This is a genomic window from Cytophagaceae bacterium ABcell3, assembly GCA_030913385.1.
Classification (GTDB): Bacteria; Bacteroidota; Bacteroidia; order Cytophagales; family Cytophagaceae; genus ABcell3.
The window spans coordinates 1,989,093-2,005,055 of record CP133159.1 but is presented as its reverse complement, the minus strand read 5'-3'; the positions used below and the strand labels follow the sequence as shown (position 1 = coordinate 2,005,055).

Here is a 15,963-nt window from a genome sequence, read left to right as displayed (position 1 = left end):
ATTAAACCTTCAGAAGTTTTTTATCTTCAGTAAACAACAAGTATGTTTCCACATGGGCAAACCCACAACGTTGCAACAAGCCAGCATATTTGTCCATCTGCCGCTTATACCTATCCAACAACAAGCTCTCTACTCCTTCATCTCCCCCCTCTTCATCCATAAAACTTACTTTATAATCCAGTACCACAACCTTGTTACCTCTAGTCATAATTCTATCTGGTCGGTATATCTTGTCATTTTGGGCATCGTATAGTTCTCGCTCCCGATAGTTGCGCCACTGCTGATCGTCAGAAAACCATTCTTGCAAATGGCTGTCAGCATTTAATAGTTCATCAAGATGGGCAACAAAGGCCTCCTGCTCTTCCAACTGAAAAAGTCCTTCGTCGACAGCAGAACGTACGGCGCGATTGATATCTGCATGGCTGTTTATATTTTCGAGGACCTTATGAAGCAAAAGGCCTTTGGCAACCGCTGCCGAAACAGCTTTTTCACTTTCAGCCACAGAAAGTGGCATTAAACCTTTTGCGGGATAACTATTAAGTTTTGCTTGCGCAGAATCTTCCGTAGTAACCTGTGCTTCCTCTTCCAATTTCTCCCCTCTGCTATAAAAATCGTCAACAAATTCTCCCACTTCAAAATTTTTGCATGCTTGGTACAGAAAAACATTCAAATCATTGAACGTATCATATTCAGGCAGCCCTTCCTTGTTGGGTTTTAATGTAAAAAGGTATAGTTCCTTTTCAGCTCTGGTTGTAGCCACATAGAGGCTATTGACTTCGTCTGTAAAGTTATTCTCCCACTCTTGCCCGTATTGTTCCGCAAAAGCACTGTTCATTAGCTCTTTTCCGGCAGAAAGTGGCACATAAGGTATGCCATACCTTTCAGGTTCTGGCACCACGGTCCAAAATACAGATCCTGACTTAGGCTGGGTGGGCCAGCAGGCAAATGGCAGAATGACTACCGGGTACTCGAGCCCTTTAGATTTATGTATCGTGACAATTTGAACAGCATCTTCTCCCTCTGGAACAATCACGGAATATTTACCACTTTCAATTTCCTCGTCCCACCATTTTACAAAGCCATATATATCTGTCCCCTGTTTGTTGAGATACTCAAGCGCTAAATCTTGAAAACGCTGTAAGTAAGCGGGTGCTTCATGTTCAAGTGCAAATATTTTAATAAGATATTCTACAGCCTCATAAATATTCATAGGCCGTATATGTTCAGCAACCTTAAATACTTGGCCACTAACGACTTCTATTCCTACCAAGCCTATACCATCATAAATACCTACCCCTTTGAGCTCGGCAGAAAATTTTGCAGCTAAATTTGCCGAAACACCGTCGTTGTTATCTGCCGAAAGTTTCAAAATCGCCACTATAAACTGTACTACAGGTGCATTTTGAACAAAAAGACTTTCTGATGAAATAAAAGGAATGCCAGCCTCTTTTAAAATAGATGCCAGCAGCACCCCTTCGCTATTTTTACGAATAACGATGCCTATATCTTTAAATCTAAAATTACGGTTCCTTAAATCATCGATGGTTTCTATAGTCAATTCAGCCGCCTTTGCCTTCCATCCACCATTTTCTTTATCATCGTCAAGAAAACCTACTTCCACATATCCCTTATCTGGAGCACCTGGCTTGCAATATTGCCTATGCCCTTCATAAACCTTGGCAAGTTTTTTCCATGGGTAAGATGAAAACATTCCCAACTGGTCATAAAGGCTGTTATTAAATTCTATTATATTTTTACAACTTCTCCAATTCGTATTTAAAACCTGACTTTCAGGATTAAAAACGACCAGTTCATCTTCAATCTGGTTCATAAGAAGACTTAAGTCCCCACCACGCCAACGATAAATGGACTGCTTCACATCTCCTACAATAACCACCCTTCCATTTCCTGCCAATACATTTTCTACCAATGGCCTTAAGCTTGCCCATTGCACCATAGAAGTGTCTTGCGCTTCATCAATCAGCATATGCTTGATATAAGTGCCGGTTTTCTCAAAAACAAAAGGAGCATCCTCGGCATCTTTAATGATATCGTTGATGTAACCCAAGGTTTCCCAAGGCGTAATTTGCCTGAACTCAGCGATATACTCCTTCTTCATTTCATCGAGGTAATTCAACACCCCAAAGACATAAATATTCTTTAAAATTTCACCGGCAGTAAGGAAATGCTGGTAAAACTCTTGCATCAGCTCATTGGCCTCTTGAAGTTTAGGGTATAATTGCTCATAAACCAATGGCATGATTAGATTGCGGCTTTTGTGCTTCGCGCCAACCCATTTTTCTGGATCTTCAAGACATTGCTGAACATAACTGTTCATACCTATGGCATCTTCAAAATTCTGTAAGTTTTCAAAGAACTTATACACGCCCCTTGAGGACTGAAAAAAATCTTTGGCACATAAGTTATGTTGGAGACAAGTATCCAAAGCCTCTTTGCCACATTGTCTAAATTGAGTTTTAATTTCACTCCTGTAGGCATTTAAACGTGCAATTACTTGATTGAAAAAAGATAAATCCAGGTTTTCCTGAAAGGAAACAGCAGAAGTGATGCGGAAAAAATTTTCAGAGAACAATTCCCCAGCAAGTTTTGCGAAAGACTGTTTAATGCCAGGAACAGATTTTCCCTCTGCAATTTGCCTATACACATACTTTTTGAGCCAATCTTCAAGCTCTTTATCGTCCTCAGTACACAACAGCATGTTATCGACCATCCATTCGATCATTCTGCTATTGTCCAACTCCATATCGTACTGCATATAAAGCCCGAGTTCAGCACTGAAGGACTTTAATACAAATTGAAAAAACGAGTCAATGGTGGTTGCGGAAAACCGCCCATAATCGTGAAGAATATTGGTAAGGACCTCTTGCGCCCGACCAGCCACCACTTTTTCAGAAAGGCCAGTAGCTTTTTGCAAAGCCTCAGAAAGGGGCAAAACCTCTTCTTTTCCATCAGCCAGTCCTGATAAAAAGCGAATAATCCGGCTTTTCATCTCAGCGGTAGCTTTGTTGGTAAAGGTTATGGCAAGAACATTTTTATAAGCGCGAGGGTTGGCAATAACTATTTGCAGATACTCCCTAGCCAAATTATAAGTTTTGCCACTGCCGGCAGAAGATTTATAAATAGTAAGCGACATGCTGACAAAGGTAAAAGGAAAGAACGCAGCCTATCTGCGAAGTAAAGAGGGTTTATAAGAATAAGTAAAAGCAGGGGATTACCAATATCCCCTACCATCGCCTATTTCCATATGCCAGCGTGGATCAATGCATATTTCATTCTTTTCCACAAAACCTTCTTTTTGAGACTGAAGGTTAGTCACAAAAAACTTCTGGCCCTCTACTTTAGTGACTTTCCATTTTTCGTTGCTCTTAGGCTGGACAAGCACATCGCCAGGCTTAATAATAGTATGTTTTTCAACAGGTATCATATGACCAGATTTATTAATTTCAGATAGACGCAAATATAACATAGTTGCCGGATTTTTCCCGAATTAATCATAAAAGCTGAACGAAAAGCGTTTTCCTTATAAAATTTAATATTTTATGATTATTTTTTTGTTAGATTAGAAACCCAAAACTTTTTTCTAAATGGAAAACGACATTAAGACCATAAAAAATATCCTTACTGCATTGTTAGGCTTTCTTTTCATATACCTTCTTAATGTCTTTTCCACACTTGTGATCCCTCTGCTTCTTGCACTTTTTATGGCTATGCTTTTGCAGCCTGCCCTGGCATGGTTTGAAAAAAAAAATTGGCCTTATGGTTTAAGCTTATCAGTAATCTCATTAGGAAGCTTGACTTGTTTGGCATTGATTGGGTTGGTCATCTATCAAACAGGTATCGAGATGATGTCGGAAAAAGCACACCTATCTCTACAGATCAGAGAAAGCCTCACCGATATCCTAACCTGGGCCAACAACAAGTTTAACTTAACCATAGAGCATAAAGATGCTATCAATTATGTCTACCAATATTTCTCCCTTAGCTCATTTCTAAAGTCTACCGGCGTCATTTTAGGAAACGTCACCAACTTGCTATTTATGACCAGTTTATACCTCATCGTATTTATGGGAGGTATCTTGAAATATGAGCAGTTTATCCGCTATCTGGAAGAAGGAGGGCCACAAACAGGCAAAATTCTTAGCGGTTTCGAAGAGGTCAAAAACTCTATTGCCACTTATATGAAGGTTAAAGTTGCCGTTAGCCTTTTAACTGGTTTAGGCTATGGGTTTGTGTGCTGGGTTTTTGGTCTTGACTTTTACTTTTTCTGGGGGTTCTTAGCTTTTGTATTAAACTTTATCCCCACATTTGGATCCATAATAGCCACTATACCACCACTGCTTTTGAGTGTGGTTCAGCTAGACCCTTTAAGCATCATGTTTTTGTCTACTTGCCTTCTTACTATACAGATGTCGTTTGGCAACATCCTTGAACCCCGTTTACTAGGCAGCAGTCTTTCCCTAAACACTATCACAGTACTCGCAGGACTTATGTTTTGGGGTTATTTATGGGGAGCTATAGGCATGATTTTATCTGTACCGCTTCTTGTTTTAATGAAAGTAGTACTTGCTCAATTTCCTGATGCAAGAATTATTGTCAAACTTATGGGAAGCACCAATCTCAGCAAAAATGATGACAGAAAAGTATTTGATGAAGTAAAGGAGTTTGTTGACGGCGAACCAGTGTCAGAGGGTTAACATTCTCCCCTTTGGGTGGTGTATTATTTTTTTTGAATATAGTACACCACCTGTTCATTAATATAACTTTTCATCTCACTCTCCAGTTGGGGGTTTTTCCTAACCAATACAAACTCAAACCGAAAACAAATTGACTCTTTACTAATTCTCAACACCCTAAGCAAAGCACTTCCTCCTTTTATAAAGCTTGCATATTTAGAAACTTTCTCTTGGAGGTAGCTATTAATTTCGTCTGGATTATTAGTGGAATTTGCCGGTAGCTCAAACTCAACCCCCACTTTTTCATTTCGGCCTTTGCTAAAGTTAACTACGTCTGAAACAAAAATGGTATTATTGGGAATATATACCAGGTTCTCATCTTCACTTTTCAGTATTATATTTTTGAGTGTAATATCAATAATTTTTCCTGTATGATTAGAAATCCTCACAAAATCATTCAGTGCAAGCTGATTCGAAAACATTACCACCATACCATTGATCATATTCGAAATATAGTCTTTGAATATCAAGGTAAGAGCTACGGCAAAAATACTTAAGGAGGTAAAAATCTCTCCCGGATGTATCCTGAAAAAGATAAAAACAGCGACAACACCTGTAAAAAAGTACAAAAGCGAAGCAATTTGATTGATCCCGATTATAAAGTTATCCTTATAAGAAATATGTCGCCTTTTCCTTTTAACATAAAAATACACAACCACCATACGTATGATAGAGACAAGCAACAAGGTGGTAATTAAAAACATTAGACTAGAAGCTAGCCGAAAAGACTCCGATCTTATCAAACCAGGTTGGGCATATTCCAAGTAAACCAACCCAACAAAAAGGACTAACTGCAAACAAAAAAACAATATACGCTTTTTCTCAATCCTCCTCAGCTCATTTATTCTCTTATATGTAACCATCTAAAAATTGCTTTGCCTTTTTTAGAATTAACTAGCGTGTAAGAGCAAAGGTTATAAAAAAAGGGAGCCATTAGCCCCCATATTCTCTCAAGCAAAACAGGTCATAAAACTCCTACATTGCGATAAGCCGCACGCACCTACCGCGAGTGCGAATAATTATAGCATGGAGTCCCCTCTGGGCAACTCTCAGCCACTTTAGAAGTAAAAATACCTCCCAGCAGCATAACAATACCAACAAGCAAATGTGGCAGCCAAACCAGTCCGCTAAACCCAAACAGCCAAGGAGAAACGGCCAAGAATATACCAGCCACTATATCTATAGAAAGATGGGTATTCATAGGCAATTTTCTCGAAGCGGACATTTCATGGTCTGAAAACATACTATATAAAATCGTACCAATACCTAAAACTACTGGAATAATAGTTTCAGCGCCACCTGCTGCAAATCCCAACAGCCAAGGCGCTATAATTAACAATGCACCGATTATATAGTCCATATAAGCGTGTGCACGCGTGGATATGAATCTCATAATACCAACTTTTTTAGTTCCACATATATACCTCTAATAAAAAAACATAGTGTTGATAACTATAGTTCGAAGGGAAAACCCTCAGATCAGACCACAAGCTACTGCTAATCAATATAAAAATACATTTAAACCTATAACATTAACTCACTGAGACAAACAACAGAAAGCAAAAACGGCAATGAATATTCATTGTCAAATCAAACAAGGAAGCCTAAACATTAGTATATTTGAAGTCAAGAGCATGCATGCTTTTCCATGCATAGTTTTGGTTCTATTGCTAAAAAAACAAAAAAATGATTCCTGACCCAGAAGTTTTACACGCTCATTGCAACTTACTGAACACTAGTTTTACTAAACTGTTAGGCCGCCCTTTAGTAGAGGATACGACATCGGGATCATTGGTAAATCAAATGCTTAATGCACCTTTTGTGATTGTTTCTCACAATACCGAAAATGATCCCATATTTAATTTTGCGAACCACTGCGCACTAAATCTCTGGAAGATGAATTGGGAAGAATTTACTAGCTTACCGTCAAGGTATTCGGCCGAAGCTATGGAAAGAGGGCAAAGAGAAGCATTCTTGAAACAAGCCCAAGAGAAAGGGTATGTAGATCAATATTCTGGTATCAGAATTGCCAAAGACGGTAAAAGGTTTAGAATTTCAGATGCCATTATCTGGAACTTGCACGACGATGAAAGTAACTTCAAAGGGCAGGCAGCCACATTTAACCAATGGGAGTATCTATAAAGACTGCTGACTTTTTTGAGCAGGTATATGAAGTCGTGAAACTTATACCACCTGGACGGGTCACCTCCTACGGTTCCATAGCCAAATATTTAGGCGCAGTAAAAAGTGCCAGAATCGTAGGGTGGGCTATGAATGCCGCATCGAGCATGGAAGAAGTCCCTGCGCACCGCGTTGTCAATAGGCAAGGATTACTATCCGGCAAAATGCACTTTTCTACACCAAACGAAATGCAGGAAAAACTGGAACAAGAAGGGATAAAGGTCAAAAATAGCCAAATCATGGATTTTGACAGCGTCTTTTGGGATCCGGCAAAAGAGCTATTGTGACCATTTATCAAATCTGCTAAACTAACTTTTCCTTAACTGTGTCTACCTTTTCATCAACCTTGGTATTAGGAGAATAAGAGCATGCCAATAATCCTAAAAAGCAAATAAATCCATTAATGATAAGGTTTTCGTAAGCAAACTGGTAACGTGTATTGCTTTCAATAGCCATAGTCAGGAAAAATGTCGCTAAAGGCGCTAAAACACAGACAAGTGGAATAAACTTGTCACGAACTTTACGTTTGGAAAGGACGCCAAAAGCAAATAAACCAAGCAAAGGGCCATAAGTATAGCTAGCGGCTTTAAGCACCATATGGATGACGGACTTCTCCCCTATTTCATAAACGACCACAATAATAAGCAAGAATAACAGCGAAAAACCAATATGGACTAAGGTTTTTTGCTTCTGCTTGACACTTTCAGGCTTACTTTTAAAGTTTAGAAAATCTATGCAGAAAGAAGTCGTTAGTGCCGCAAGCGCAGAATCAGAGCTTGCATAAGTAGAGGCTGTTATACCCAACAAAAAGAAAATACCCACGACAATGCCAAAGTGATTTAAGGCCAACATTGGGTATAATTCATCGGTATCAGCAGGAATGGCAATGTTCTGGCTCGTAGCGTAAATATACAACATAGCACCTAGGGTCAAGAACAGCAGGTTTACAAAAACCATACATACGGTAAACCACAACATATTCTTCTGCGCATCTTTTAGGTTACGGCAAGAAAGGTTCTTTTGCATAAGATCCTGGTCCAGTCCAGTCATTACCAAGGCAATAAACGCCCCAGACAGAAACTGTTTAAAAAAATTATTGCTTTCCCAAATGCTTTCCGTGAAAAAGGTTTTGGAGTAAGCACTTTCCCCTACCTGCTTTACCATTTCAAAGAGCGACCACCCCAAGTGGTCAGATATCATATAAACACTTATCAGTACGGCCGTTACCAAAAAGAAAGTTTGAAAAGTATCCGTCCATACAATCGTTTTGATGCCCCCTTTAAAAGTATACAGCCAAATAAGAAGAATAGTAATAGCCACAGTAACAACAAAAGGGACTCCCCATGCTTCGAAAAGGAATAAGTGAAGTACCATTGCCGCTAAATAAAGTCGAAGCGAAGAACCTACAGCCCTAGAAACCAAAAAGAAAAAAGATCCGGTTTTATATGCCCAATACCCAAAACGGTCTTCCAGGTAAGAGTATATGGAAATAAGGTTTAAGCGATAATACAAAGGCATCAAAACAGTAGCAATAACGAAATACCCCACCACATAGCCAAGGACAAGCTGAAAGTATGCAAAACCTTTAATCTCATCACCTGCCATAGCCCCTACGGCACCTGGCACAGATATAAAGGTTACTCCAGAAAGCGAAGTACCAATCATACCAAAAGCCACTAGATACCAAGGTGCCTGCCGGTTAGCAACAAAAAAAGATTCGGAGTCTGCATTTCTGCTGGTAATCCAGGAGATCGCCAAAAGAACGGCAAAGTATATAAATATGACAGATAATATAAGGCCTGATGACATAAATTATTTAAGAAATAATCCCAAAATTGATTAAAATTCGTTAAATTTGCTAAAAGGATATTTTACTAACAACGAAATAGTATGAATAAATTTTATAGCGTCAACCCATTTCATCAGGAAGATTCAGATGTGTTGGAAGAAGTAAACTCTTCAGAACACTTTGAACTGGTGGTTTTCAATGACGATGTCAATACTTTTGACCATGTTATTGAAACGCTGATTAAAGTTTGCAAACATACAAGAGAACAAGCTGAGCAGTGTACAATGATCATTCATTACAAAGGCAAATGTTCAGTAAAAATCGGAACCTTCGAAGAGCTAACCCCTATGCGTCAAGGCATATGTGACAAAGGCATTTCTGCGGAAATCGTCTAACATATACCAAACAGCATTTTCCCCGTTATACATGGGGTACAAACAAATTTTCTGGCAAAATATATGAATTTTCCTTCCCGGCTTATAGAAAATGCGGTCAACGAAATCTCAAAACTGCCGGGTATCGGCAAAAAAACAGCATTGAGACTGGCTTTGCATTTACTGAAGGAAAATGAAGAAAAATCTATTGCCCTAGCCTCGGCAATAACAGACTTGCGGACAAAAACGCAATATTGCCGAGCGTGCCATAATATCTCTGATGCAGAGCTATGCAATGTGTGCGCAAGTACCCGAAGAGACCGGAGTACTATATGTGTGGTTGAAGATACACGCGATGTATTGGCCATTGAAAACACATCGCAATACCATGGTCTTTACCATATTCTAGGAGGCGTCATATCACCTATAGAAGGTATTGGCCCTTCGGACTTGCATTTGGAGTCTCTTCTCGGACGTGTAAATCAGTCTTCTGAACTGAAAGAGATCATCCTTGCCCTGAGCCCAACCATGGAAGGTGATACGACTGCTTTTTATATCACCAAAAGGCTTAAGGGCTTAAACATAAAAGTTTCGACAATAGCCAGAGGTATCCCTGTCGGCGGGGAACTAGAATTTACAGATGAGGTTACATTAGGAAGAAGTATCATAAGCCGTACAAGCTTCGGACAAACGGACAGCCATTGAAGAAACTTAGCATTGTCATCGTCAACTACAATGTACGTCACTTTTTAGAACAGACGTTACATTCTGTATTTAACGCCTTGCACAATATTGATGCAGAGGTATTTGTCGTCGACAATAACTCTGTTGATGGATCTGTGGATATGGTCCGCAAGCTTTTCCCACAAGTCAAATTAATAGCAAACAAGCATAATTCTGGATTTTCAAAGGCTAACAATCAAGCCATTCGCCAGGCTACTGGAGAGTATATACTTTTGCTTAACCCTGACACAATAGTTCAGGAAGACACTTTCAGGAAGTGTATAGACTTTATGGACGCCCACCCGGAAGGTGGCGGACTAGGGGTAAAAATGCTCGACGGCCAAGGCAGATTTTTGCCTGAATCCAAAAGGGGGCTTCCCTCTCCAGAAGTTGCCTTCTATAAAATATTCGGTTTAGCAGCCCTTTTTCCAAAATCTAAACGTTTTGGAAAATACCACTTAGGATACCTTGACGAAAACCAAACGCATGAGGTAGACATACTTTCTGGCGCATACATGTTCTTAAGAAAGGAAACCTTAGACAAGATAGGCCTGTTGGAAGAAGAGTACTTCATGTATGGCGAAGACATAGACCTCTCTTGGAGAATAATTTTAGGTGGTTATAAAAACTACTATTTTCCTGAAACCAGGATTATCCACTATAAAGGAGAAAGCACCAAAAAGACCAGTATCAACTACGTCTTTATTTTTTATAAGGCAATGATCATTTTTGCCAGCAAATATTTTTCTAGCAGAAATGCCAAACTATTTTCTTTTCTTATACACTCGGCCATCTACTTCCGTGCGTCCTTGTCCATAATAAAAAGGTTTATAGACAAAACTATCATTCCCATAGCAGATTTCACCGTTACTTTAGGTGGTTTTTATCTACTTAAAAACTTTTGGGAAATTAACTATAAACAGCAGCCCAACTATTTTCCGGAAGAACTGATGCTGTATGCGGCCCCGCTATACTGCCTTATTTGGCAAGGGTCGACTTATTTCACAGGAGGGTATAAACGCGGGAGCAGCCTCTTCAAGATATTTCAAGGGGTAATTATCGGGACTATCATTATTTCTGCTTTTTCAAACTTCTTTGACAGCTATAGATTTTCCAGGGCTTTGATCCTTTTAGGCAGTGTTTGGGGCTTTGCAGCCATGGCAGGAATAAGAATGCTAGCCCACTACAAAACATATAGAAACTTCAGGATTGGGGAAACAGGCAAGAACATTTTGCTCATAGGTAGCGAAACAGAAAGCATTCGTATTATCGAGCGCATTAAGGAAACACGTCCAGCATGGAATATTACCGGTTTTATAAGCCCAGGCCCGGAAGATGTAAAAAATGACTTATGCTTAGGCACGGTTCAGCAAATAGAAGAAATTATTGATATTCATAAAATCAATGAAATCCTCTTTTGCAGCAAAGACTTACCGGCCCACCAAATCATTGAACTGATGTCTGGCATTGATGTCCGCAACCTTCAGTTTAAAATTATACCTGGAGAAAGCAACTATATTATAGGCAGCAGCTCGCGCGACACGCAAGGAGATTTCTTTACCCTAAACCTTGAACTAAACATTTCAAGCAAGGTAAACCTCAGAAAAAAGCGTTTCTTGGACTTGGGCATAAGCTGTGTTTTATTAGTTTTTTCTCCTATAATAATGTGGTTTTTCAATAAGCCTTTAAAGTTTATAGGCAATATATTCTCCGTGTTCAGCGGCAAATATTCATGGGTCGGTTATGAGGGAACCGGCGACAGAACATTGCCTACGATAAAAAAAGGAATTATTTCACCTGCAAGTGTCCTTCCTCCACATAAACGGGACCTGAACACTATAGGAAATGTCAATTTTGATTACGCAAGGAACTACAATCCTTTAACCGATTTACTATTAATCATAAAATCATTTTGGAAATTAGGTGTCTGAGCTTGCTAAAAATCAAATTTCTCTGGAAAGATTAGCTTATTATGCCTAATTTTACCCGCAAAAAAAACCAACATACAGAAATGACAACAATTACCGATCAAAACATGCTTTCTGCAAGACTGAATGCGCTCTCTGAATCAGAGACACTTGCCATGACAAAAAAGGCAAGAGAATTAGCTGCTCAGGGACACAGTGTAATAAGCCTGAGTGTGGGTGAGCCTGACTTCCAGACTCCTCAGCACATAAAGGACGCTGCCAAGAAAGCCATAGATGACGGTTACACTTTTTACTCTCCTGTTCCAGGATATCCTGAATTAAGAAAAGCTATTGCTGAGAAACTTCAGAAAGACAATAACCTGGACTGGGCTGCAGAAAACATCGTTGTATCTACTGGTGCTAAGCAATCAATAGCCAATGTCTTACTAAGTATCATAGACCCAGGTGATGAAGTAATCATCCTTGCGCCTTATTGGGTAAGCTATATTGAAATGGTGAAACTTGCAGAAGGTACTCCTGTCGTCGTAACCGGCACTATCGAAGCTGACTTCAAAGCCACTGCAAAGCAAATTGAAGAAGCTATTACAGATAAAACAAAAGCAATCCTTTTCTCAACGCCTAGCAATCCTACAGGATCTGTCTTTAGCGAACAAGAGTTAAGGGCTATTGGCGAAGTGGTAGCAAAAAATGAAAGGATTACTGTTATCGCTGACGAAATATACGAATATATCAATTTTGAAGGTACACACTTCAGTATAGGCAGCATTCCTTCTATTAAAGAAAGAGTTGTCACTGTCAATGGATTCTCTAAAGGTTATGCTATGACCGGATGGAGAGTTGGATATATAGGAGCTCCTAAATGGATAGCTGCTGCTTGTGACAAAATACAAGGGCAGGTAACTTCAGGCACATGCTCTATTGCACAAAAAGCTGCTTTTGCAGGCATCACTGGCGATCTAGGTTTTGCAAAAGATATGGCCGATGCTTACAAAAGAAGAAGAGACTTGGTTATTTCTCTATTAAAAGAAATTCCTGGTGTAAAAATAAATGTACCTCAAGGTGCTTTTTACATATTCCCTGATATCAGCGAATACATAGGCAAGAGCTACAATGGTACTAAAATTGAAAAAGCTAGCGATTTGGCTATGTTCATCCTCAATGAAGCCCATGTTTCATGTGTAGGTGGTGATGCTTTTGGTGCGCCTAAAAACTTAAGGATTTCTTTTGCCGCTTCTGATGATAACCTTAAAGAAGCAATGAGAAGAATTAAAGAATGCCTGGCAAAACTACAGTAAATATACCTGATACAATTGACGGGGTCTTCAGAGCTTTTGAAGGATTAAAAGTCCTGATCATTGGAGATGTTATGATCGACTCGTACCTGTGGGGAAAAGTCGATAGGATTTCTCCTGAAGCTCCTGTGCCTATCGTCAATGTTCAACAAAAGGACAAAAGATTAGGGGGTGCTGCCAATGTTGCGCTGAATATTCAGGCACTTGGGGCTACCCCCCTTCTTTGTACTGTCATAGGAAATGACCCTGACGGAGATGATTTTGTATCAATTCTCCAAAAAAATGGCATTTCTGACAAGGGTGTCATAAGAAGTGCTCAACGAATCACTTCTATCAAACACAGAATTATCTCAGGCTCTCAGCACATGCTACGGGTAGATTCTGAAATGGACACTCCATTGTCAAACAGCGATGAAGACTTAGTGCTTCACCAAATTGAAAAGCTGGCAAGTGTTGCAGATGTGATCATCTTTCAAGACTATGACAAAGGTGTAATTACCGAGAAGGTCATTAGGGAAAGTGTCAAATCCGCACAAAAACTCAATATACCGACAGTTACAGACCCTAAGAAGCGAAACTTCTTAAGCTATAACCAGGTATCGCTCTTCAAGCCTAACAGAAAAGAGCTAAAAGAAGGCCTCAAGCTCGATTCGCCCCTTTCAGAAATTAAGGAAGTAGAAGAAGCTGTCCTTCAACTCAAGAAACAGTTAAACACGGAAACTGTACTCATAACATTATCGGAGAAAGGTATTTTTATAGATTCAGAAAACCAAAAACATTGGATCCCTGCACATTTAAGAGAAATATGTGATGTTTCAGGTGCCGGAGATACTGTTATAAGTGTAGCGGCATTGTGCAAAGCGCTGCAACTTCCACCCCATGCTTTAGCCTCTCTTTCCAATTTGGCAGGAGGTATTGTGTGTGAACAAGTCGGTGTGGTACCTGTCAATAAAGAAAAGTTTGTAAAAGAAGCACAAAAACTTCAGCTCTTTTAGCCAGCATTTATGGCAAACTGGAAAGAAAATCTAAATACCCAACTATACGAAAGCAAAAGGGACGTTTACTACATCCTGAGAGTATTCAGCGTAATTATCTCTGTCATCGCATTTGCTTTGACCATGACACGCTATGGTTTTTATCTCTCTGAAGACGAGGTAAGTCTTATACATACGGCTTGGATTATTTTATTGCTATGCTTCCTATTTGCATACCTCTTCCGAATACTATACTCTTTTCACCGACGGGATTTTTTACGAAGAACCTGGTTTGAGGGATCGCTCATGTTGACAAACCTCGCCTATTTTATACTTCTCTTACTTGGCTTCAATTTGATAGACAAAGGTTTAGAAAGCTATGTAGCACTGTTTATTATATTTTTATCTGTATTTGAGTTTGTAAAAATCAGTCCAAGGATTAACCTGATAAAAATACAGCCTACTACCATATTCATTGCCAGTTTCTTATTGCTGATTACGGTAGGGACTTGTATTCTGATGTTGCCTACGGTTACCACCGTCGAAGGGAGCATGCCATTTATAGACGCCCTTTTTACCGCAGTAAGTGCCAGTTGCGTAACGGGTCTTATTGTAGTAGATACAGGAACTTACTTTACGTTAAAAGGCCATATTCTATTACTGATATTGTTTCAGTTAGGAGGACTAAGTATTATTTCCTTTGCGACTTTTTTTAGTACCCTCTTTCCCAAAAGTGTTGGCATTAAACATCAGTCAATCATCAAAAACATCTATAGCAGTGAGTCTCTCGTATCTGCCCAAAAGTTATTTAAGCAGATTGTTTTGATTACAATCTTTATAGAAGCTTTAATTACAGCAGCTATTTTTTTCACATGGGGGCCAGAAGTAGAGTTTAAAGGAACAGGGCAAAAAATATTCTATTCGTTGTTTCATGCAGTAGCCGCTTTTTGCAATTCAGGTTTTAGCCTATATACCGATGGTTTATATACGGAATTTATAAGAGATGCCTACATATTGCACATAGTAATAGCCTTAGCTATTATTTTTGGAGGTATTGGTTTTCCGGTTATCCAAGATGTCCTTTCCATTAAGAAAATGAGGGAAAGGCTAAAATACCCATGGAAAGACTGGACAACAGGCTCAAAAGTAGCCATTTATACATCCATTGCACTATTGATTTTTGGAACAGCTACCGTTTGGTTGATAGAATCAAACAATACCCTTAAAGAAATGAACCTAATGCAGGCTTTCATAGCCTCTTTTTTTCAATCAGTCACGGCTAGGAGTGCAGGGTTCAATACCATTGACACCTCTGCCTTACAGGTTCAAACACATCTGATTCTTATATTTTTAATGTTCGTAGGAGCATCGCCCGCCTCGACAGGTGGAGGTATAAAAACTACTACATTTCTACTAATCGTAGTTTCGTCTTTAGCTACTATTAAAGAAAGTACCCACATAGAAATAGGCAAGCGAACCATACCAAACGAACTAATATCCAAGGCTTTTTCTCTATTTACTTTTGCAGTGGCATTTAATTTCATAGGAATCCTTGTCCTATCTTTTACAGAACAAGGAGCCAGCCTTATGACGGTTATATTTGAGCAGATTTCGGCTTTTACAACTACAGGGCTCAGTGCAGGACTTACCCCAGAATTAACACCCCCTGGCAAACTAATGATTATTATTTCCATGTTTTCAGGAAGGGTGGGAATTTTAACAGTTGCCCTAGCTTTGAGCAGAAAGGTAAGCACTACCTCCTACCGATACCCAGACACTCATATAATGATAGGATAACAAAAACACTTAAAGTGCGATACCCTTACTAAAACTTTTATTGCTAGCGAAACAGTTAGCAGCAACCACTCATTAGGAATCGAGTAGGAGGAAAATAAAATAGTTTTCCTCCTATTTTATTTTCCGACCTCTCACACCACCTTGCGTACCG

At 39.4% G+C, this 15,963-nt stretch carries 14 protein-coding genes; 9 read left to right on the top strand and 5 right to left on the bottom strand.

Features of this window, described 5'->3' with window-relative positions; translation table 11 throughout:
• Window position 1: 1 nt before the first annotated feature.
• The gene (locus RCC89_08195) at window positions 2-3,154 is read right to left on the bottom strand and encodes a UvrD-helicase domain-containing protein (GenBank protein ID WMJ73140.1); all 3,153 of its coding nucleotides are present in this window, start codon (window positions 3,152-3,154) and stop codon (window positions 2-4) included.
• A gap of 78 nt (window positions 3,155-3,232) precedes the next feature.
• Window positions 3,233-3,487 carry a hypothetical protein gene (locus RCC89_08190; GenBank protein WMJ73139.1) on the bottom strand — a complete coding sequence of 85 codons (255 nt, stop codon included), beginning with the start codon at window positions 3,485-3,487 and terminating at the stop codon, window positions 3,233-3,235.
• A 118-nt stretch (window positions 3,488-3,605) separates the two neighbouring features.
• On the opposite strand from RCC89_08190, the gene RCC89_08185 reads away from it, so the two are divergent.
• A complete protein-coding gene (locus RCC89_08185) occupies window positions 3,606-4,715 on the top strand; it encodes an AI-2E family transporter (GenBank protein WMJ73138.1) in 1,110 nt (369 codons plus the stop codon).
• A gap of 23 nt (window positions 4,716-4,738) precedes the next feature.
• On the opposite strand, the gene RCC89_08180 is transcribed toward RCC89_08185, so the two are convergent.
• Window positions 4,739-5,617 carry a mechanosensitive ion channel gene (locus RCC89_08180; protein WMJ73137.1) on the bottom strand — a complete coding sequence of 293 codons (879 nt, stop codon included), beginning with the start codon at window positions 5,615-5,617 and terminating at the stop codon, window positions 4,739-4,741.
• A gap of 137 nt (window positions 5,618-5,754) precedes the next feature.
• Entirely contained in the window at window positions 5,755-6,147 is a 393-nt protein-coding gene (locus RCC89_08175; GenBank protein ID WMJ73136.1) for an SPW repeat protein, read from the bottom strand.
• A gap of 293 nt (window positions 6,148-6,440) precedes the next feature.
• On the opposite strand from RCC89_08175, the gene RCC89_08170 reads away from it, so the two are divergent.
• Complete coding sequence (locus RCC89_08170; GenBank protein ID WMJ73135.1) at window positions 6,441-6,896, top strand: MEKHLA domain-containing protein; 456 nt, start codon at window positions 6,441-6,443, stop codon at window positions 6,894-6,896.
• Window positions 6,881-7,222, top strand: coding sequence for an MGMT family protein (locus tag RCC89_08165; GenBank protein ID WMJ73134.1), 342 nt, complete (start codon window positions 6,881-6,883; stop codon window positions 7,220-7,222). Before RCC89_08170 ends, RCC89_08165 begins: the two co-directional genes overlap by 16 nt.
• Before the next feature lie 16 nt (window positions 7,223-7,238).
• On the opposite strand, the gene RCC89_08160 is transcribed toward RCC89_08165, so the two are convergent.
• Window positions 7,239-8,744 (bottom strand): sodium:solute symporter, encoded by a 1,506-nt coding sequence (locus RCC89_08160; GenBank protein ID WMJ73133.1) that lies wholly within the window; start codon window positions 8,742-8,744, stop codon window positions 7,239-7,241.
• Window positions 8,745-8,825: 81 nt separating this feature from the next.
• Here RCC89_08160 and RCC89_08155 point away from each other — a divergent pair, with 81 nt between their 5' ends.
• The 6 genes from RCC89_08155 (at window position 8,826) to RCC89_08130 (ending at window position 15,812) form a co-directional block, all read left to right on the top strand.
• Window positions 8,826-9,119: an ATP-dependent Clp protease adaptor ClpS gene (locus RCC89_08155; GenBank protein ID WMJ73132.1), complete on the top strand. Its 294-nt coding sequence runs from the start codon at window positions 8,826-8,828 to the stop codon at window positions 9,117-9,119.
• Between the two features lie 63 nt (window positions 9,120-9,182).
• The gene (gene recR / locus RCC89_08150; GenBank protein ID WMJ73131.1) at window positions 9,183-9,803 is read left to right on the top strand and encodes a recombination mediator RecR; all 621 of its coding nucleotides are present in this window, start codon (window positions 9,183-9,185) and stop codon (window positions 9,801-9,803) included.
• Window positions 9,800-11,752 carry a glycosyltransferase gene (locus RCC89_08145; GenBank protein ID WMJ73130.1) on the top strand — a complete coding sequence of 651 codons (1,953 nt, stop codon included), beginning with the start codon at window positions 9,800-9,802 and terminating at the stop codon, window positions 11,750-11,752. Before recR ends, RCC89_08145 begins: the two co-directional genes overlap by 4 nt.
• 80 nt (window positions 11,753-11,832) lie before the next feature.
• A complete protein-coding gene (locus RCC89_08140) occupies window positions 11,833-13,044 on the top strand; it encodes a pyridoxal phosphate-dependent aminotransferase (protein ID WMJ73129.1) in 1,212 nt (403 codons plus the stop codon).
• Window positions 13,023-14,036 carry a bifunctional ADP-heptose synthase gene (locus tag RCC89_08135; GenBank protein WMJ73128.1) on the top strand — a complete coding sequence of 338 codons (1,014 nt, stop codon included), beginning with the start codon at window positions 13,023-13,025 and terminating at the stop codon, window positions 14,034-14,036. Before RCC89_08140 ends, RCC89_08135 begins: the two co-directional genes overlap by 22 nt.
• A 9-nt stretch (window positions 14,037-14,045) precedes the next feature.
• Window positions 14,046-15,812 (top strand): potassium transporter TrkG, encoded by a 1,767-nt coding sequence (locus RCC89_08130; protein ID WMJ73127.1) that lies wholly within the window; start codon window positions 14,046-14,048, stop codon window positions 15,810-15,812.
• The last annotated feature ends 151 nt before the right edge of the window (window positions 15,813-15,963 follow it).

Bases quoted from the DNA above. Each gene is read 5' to 3' on its own strand.
- RCC89_08140 (WMJ73129.1), top strand. From the start codon at position 11,833: ATGACAACAATTACCGATCAAAACATGCTTTCTGCAAGACTGAATGCG.
- recR (WMJ73131.1), top strand. From the start codon at position 9,183: ATGAATTTTCCTTCCCGGCTTATAGAAAATGCGGTCAACGAAATCTCA.
- RCC89_08170 (WMJ73135.1), top strand. From the start codon at position 6,441: ATGATTCCTGACCCAGAAGTTTTACACGCTCATTGCAACTTACTGAAC.
- RCC89_08195 (WMJ73140.1), bottom strand. From the start codon at position 3,154: ATGTCGCTTACTATTTATAAATCTTCTGCCGGCAGTGGCAAAACTTAT.
- RCC89_08185 (WMJ73138.1), top strand. From the start codon at position 3,606: ATGGAAAACGACATTAAGACCATAAAAAATATCCTTACTGCATTGTTA.
- RCC89_08165 (WMJ73134.1), top strand. From the start codon at position 6,881: ATGGGAGTATCTATAAAGACTGCTGACTTTTTTGAGCAGGTATATGAA.
- RCC89_08190 (WMJ73139.1), bottom strand. From the start codon at position 3,487: ATGTTATATTTGCGTCTATCTGAAATTAATAAATCTGGTCATATGATA.
- RCC89_08155 (WMJ73132.1), top strand. From the start codon at position 8,826: ATGAATAAATTTTATAGCGTCAACCCATTTCATCAGGAAGATTCAGAT.
- RCC89_08180 (WMJ73137.1), bottom strand. From the start codon at position 5,617: ATGGTTACATATAAGAGAATAAATGAGCTGAGGAGGATTGAGAAAAAG.
- RCC89_08130 (WMJ73127.1), top strand. From the start codon at position 14,046: ATGGCAAACTGGAAAGAAAATCTAAATACCCAACTATACGAAAGCAAA.
- RCC89_08175 (WMJ73136.1), bottom strand. From the start codon at position 6,147: ATGAGATTCATATCCACGCGTGCACACGCTTATATGGACTATATAATC.
- RCC89_08135 (WMJ73128.1), top strand. From the start codon at position 13,023: ATGCCTGGCAAAACTACAGTAAATATACCTGATACAATTGACGGGGTC.
- RCC89_08160 (WMJ73133.1), bottom strand. From the start codon at position 8,744: ATGTCATCAGGCCTTATATTATCTGTCATATTTATATACTTTGCCGTT.